The sequence below is a fragment of the Microbacterium sp. genome, from assembly GCF_003248605.1.
GTDB lineage: Bacteria > Actinomycetota > Actinomycetes > Actinomycetales > Microbacteriaceae > Microbacterium.
Genome location: NZ_QFPF01000151.1, coordinates 1 through 4,532, shown reverse-complemented (window position 1 = coordinate 4,532; position 4,532 = coordinate 1). Strand labels below are relative to the sequence as shown.

The 4,532-nt window shown below is 66.9% G+C and carries 2 protein-coding genes; both read right to left on the bottom strand.

Annotated features, from left to right (window positions below; all coding sequences use genetic code 11):
- Nucleotides 1–991, bottom strand: a 991-nt coding sequence (gene drmB / locus DI573_RS14060; protein ID WP_292815590.1) for a DrmB family protein, incomplete at its 3' end; no start/stop codon positions are given.
- Nucleotides 991–4,518: a DISARM system helicase DrmA gene (gene drmA, locus DI573_RS14055; RefSeq protein ID WP_292815593.1), complete on the bottom strand. Its 3,528-nt coding sequence runs from the start codon at nucleotides 4,516–4,518 to the stop codon at nucleotides 991–993. The genes drmA and drmB, both read right to left, overlap by 1 nt.
- Nucleotides 4,519–4,532 lie beyond the last annotated feature (14 nt).

The following is a 4,532-nucleotide window of genomic DNA, read 5'->3' as shown; positions in this document are numbered from 1 at the left end:
CGCGGATCACCGCGATCTGGTCGGCGAACTGCCGGATCTGGTCGATGCCGAGTTCGACGCGGAGATGGTCGGCAAGTGCTTCCTTCTGCTCGGCGTCCGAGCGCGGCATGACGATAATGCTCTGCGTTGAGGGGAACCACAGGTTCGAGGCGCCCATCATGATGAGCGCGGGCTGCGCCTTGCAGCCGGGAAAGAACGCGCCGAGGTGGGGATGGCGTCCGCGGCACGTCTGGGGCAGTTTGAGCCGCCCCTTCCCCCCTTGGGCTTCCGCCATGCCGCGTGTGGCGTTGCACGACTGGCAGATAATCGTGGAGCCGACGCTCTTGCCGACGTTGGCGTCGCGCATCTTGAGGTCGGGGTTCTCAGCATTCGGGCACTTCTGACCCCGGTGAACCCAGAGCGTGTAGGGGAACTCGTCGAGATGTCCGTTGGTGCAGGTCAGCAGGTGCTGTGCAGGGACGGCGGGGCTTCCCTCGCGGCGTCCTCGACCGCCTCGACCAGGGCAGGGCTTGTGGGTGAACTGAGCGAGGTCTGGCCGGAACGGATGCGTGTTCGTGTAGGTGAACCGGGTGAGCGGGCCGAGGTAGTCGCAGCCGGTGCATCGGAACCACTGCGGGAACACCCGTGCGGGAAGGCCGAGGTCCGAGCCATCGGTCGACGTCGAGCCCTTCTTGGGCTGCCACGGGAACGGTCGCAGTGCGTCGACCTGGGGGCCGAGGTGCAGCCGAACGACGTTGAGCAATCGCGGTTCGAGGATCGTCGGGACGACCTCGCGGCGCTTCCAGATCGGCTCCCAGTCGTCGAGTCCGGCGGGCATGACCGAGAAGTTCGGCAAGTCCATGATCGCGCCAGGACCGTAGGTGTACAGGAGCGAAGAAGGACGCGCGGACCCGACCTTGGCCCGATTCTTCGCGAGGCCCTCGTCGGCGTCGCCGAGCGGGTCGAGGGCGTCGTTGTTGTCGGCCAGTGGCGCGGTGGTCGTGTCGGCCATCAGTCGTCCTCCCCGGCGGGCAGTGCCCAGTTGTCAACGCCCACAGGAGTCCTGGCGAAGAGTCGGTCTGGTACGGGCGAGACGAGAATGTTGATCTCCGGCTGCACTTCGCGCATCGAGTTCGCGATCACGAACGGCGCTTCGCTGGTGCTGCCGACGTTGGCGCGGTGATTCTCGGGGCTGATGATGAGCGGCAGGTACTTGTCGCCCTCGCCAGTGCGTTCGTAGACGAGTGTCTGATGCCGCTCGCTGGCGTATCCGGCGCGACTCGTCCACCGGTCGACCCGGTTGGTCAGCAGGTCGCTGGCCTTCTTCGTGAGGTCATCGTCCTGGGATGCGGCGAGAATCCGGGCCCTGAGCCGGTCGATGATCCCGACGACTGCGGGATGCTGTGAGGCGATCTTGCTCGCCTCACGCTCGGGCGACAGACCGTCGGCGACGGTCGCTTGGGCGACGCGCGCGGCGCTAACCAGTAGCCCGTCGATGCCTCGCTCCAGCGAAGTCGGCGAGAACGGTGTGACGGAGAGCGCCTCGACCTGTTTGTAGAAGGTGTCGTGGTAGTGCCGGAACTGCTCGAAGTGGGCCAGGTCGCGTGGCCGCGCCCAGTTCCCCAGCGACACGACCAGCCCCGGGCGTGCCGCGTCGCGGCCGACTCGCGACGACGCCTGGATGTACTCGGCGGTGTTCTTTGGCTGGCCGACCACGAGCATGAGTCCGAGGCGCTGCACGTCCACGCCCACCTGGAGCATCGACGTGGCGAGGACGACGTCGAAGGGGGCGTCCCCGTCGCGCTTGGGCGCCGCCTTGTCCTCTCGGCGCAACGCGATCCGTGCCTGGAACGCCGCGGTCGTGTCATAGCCCGGCTCGAATTCGAGCCCGAGCTTGTCGAGGGTCTTGCCGATGTCGGCACCCGAGATCCGCGACGTCAGCTCCGCCACGTTGAGGTTTCCGAACGCGGTGCCATACCGCCGCGGGAAACCCGAGTCGCGACGGGGGTTGCCGACCCGCGTGCTGACGTCATCATCGACGTAGCGGCGCATGCCGGCCAGCTCCCGGGTGGCGTTGAAGTACCCGACGAGAGTCATGTACGGGTCTGCCTCGATGCCAGTGCGGTCGAGCAGCAACTGGCCTGCGAGCAGCAGCACCTCAGCGAGGCGAATCTCGGCGCTCGACAGGCGAACGCCCGGAGCGCTCACGCCGATGTAGCGACGACCAGGGTTCTGCTCGGAGACTTCGACTTCGCGAGAGAAGAAGGTGTCGGCGACGTCGAGTACCTGCGGCGGGAAGATCTCGACCTTGCGGCCGTAGAGCTGTCGTACCTGCTCAACCGCGTTGCGTACGGTGGCAGTCGAGGCGACGATCAGCGGCTTGACCGGCTTGCCCTCGGGCGTCTTCCACGAGCACAGCGTCTCGACGGTGACCTCGAACAGACCAACGGCCGTGCCGAGCGCCCCGGTGATGAGATGCAGCTCGTCCTGGATGATCAGATCCGGCGGGCGCAGTCGACCGATGGGCATGACTGTCGCGGCGGGATGGCCGTTGTTCGCTGGGTGTGACTGCACGGTGCAGCCGGTGTAGTCGGGGTGCACGTAGCCGTGTCGTCCGCAGCGTCTGCTGACGAACCCGAACAGCGAGGCGGCCTCGCCCTCGCGCGCGAGCCGGGCGAACTTGTCGACGGTCGCAATGACGAATGCCGGGGTAAGTCGGTAGATCTCCTCATCGACGGTGAGCACCGGAAGTCCCTCAGGAACGCCGCCTCCCTTGGAGAACGGGCACCGGCCCAGCTCGTCACCGCAGTGCACAAACACCCGGCGGCTGGTGGCGTCACCCTTCACGTTTGCCGGGGTGATCTCGGTCCCGCACCACGGGCATCGCTGAATTTGAAGGACCGTCAGGCGGTGCGAGGCACCGTCGTTGACCTTCTTGAGCTGCTCGTCGGCTTCCTCGAACCGCTTCGGACTGACATCGGTGCCGACCCAGAGGCCGATGCGGAACGGTTCGGTTCCCCAGGTTGCTTCGTCCTCGCGGCGGGCGAGTTCTGCGGCGCAGACGAGAGCGGTCGCACGCTGGAACTGCTGCGCCGTCAGCAGGCGCAGGGTGTATCGCATCAGCACCGATACGCCATCGCTGCCGTTCAGCGGGCCGTCGGCCGATTGCACGACCGCCTGCCGTCGGCGGACTGCAAATGTGTAGGCAGCCAGGCCCAGGTACGCCTCGGTCTTGCCACCACCGGTCGGGAAGAAGAGCAGCTCCACGCGGGCCTGGTGGTCCGCGCTGCGCAGCGCGGTCGCCGGGTCGGTCAGCGACCCGAGCTGCATGAGAATGAACGCGAGCTGGAACGGACGCCACGACGCGACGGGCTTTCCGTCGGCCTCGGCCGACTCAAGGTCCTGCCGCGCCTGCGCGATCGACAGTGCCGAGTCGGACTTGCGCGCTTCGGCGACCTGGGAAGCGAGGCGCTGATCGCGCATGACCCGGTTCATGAACTGGAAACACTGAAGCCCAGTCGCGCCGGAGGCCACGAACTCCAGTCCGTCGATGAGGCGCTCGTGCGCCTGCCGCGCCTCCCACAACACCACTTCGGCGATCTCTTGCAGGTGTTCGGGGAGTTGCGCCGCCGCCCCTTCCTGCCGGTCGAGCCATGCCCCGTAGCCGGAGACCAAGGGGGCAAGCCCCGCGCGCAACTCGTCAGCACCGGCAGCAGCCAACGCCTTCATCGACAGCGTCGCACCCTCGACCTCGCCGGCCCTAGTCTGCGGAGTCTCGGCCTTCGGCAACCATGTCGTCGACACCGACGTCGCGCGCCGCGAACCCTTGCGCACGACCCAGTCGGCCGAGCAGGTGCGGCCGATTGCGAACTCGAGCCGGTCCTTGTATTGGAGGTCGAGCCGCCGCACTTCGTCGTCGTGCTCGGGCCAGTCCTGTCCCAGCACGTCTCGCACCGGCAGGAATGCATCGGTGCCGCCGGCGTCGATGAGGAGCTTCGTCTGGAACATCCACATGTTCGACGGGATAGGAAGTGGCGTCTCGCGGTCGTTGCACAGCGCGATCTCCACGAGCACCCGATCAAACTCGGCGTCGTCGTAGCGATCGATCCGCAGACAGATCGCATCGCGCAACACAACCGTCTCGGTGCGACCGGGAGTCAGCGCCGCGAGAGTGACGGTCCGGGTTTCCTCGATCGGCGTGCGCTGGTACTTCCGAATCGGACGTCCGGCCTTCGACACCTCCTTGGTTTCGACCGTCTCGTAGGTGCCCCACGAAGCCGTGACGTCGAAGGACCCGAGATCGCTGGGCACCTGGAATCGCAGCCCCATCGAAGCAGGGATCATCAGCCCCTGCTTGGGTGCGCGGTCCTCGACGTCGTCCTCTTCGGCATCCGCCTCGCTCTCGTCAGCCGCAACCGTCGGGACTCCGCGCCCTTCGCTAGCGCTGTCCTCGTCGAGACGCACCTCGGCCAGGTCGTCGGCGTCGTCCTGGTCGAGCCCCGATCCATCGGTGGTCGTGAGCTTGACCGGCGCGATCAGCCCGACGAGGTACA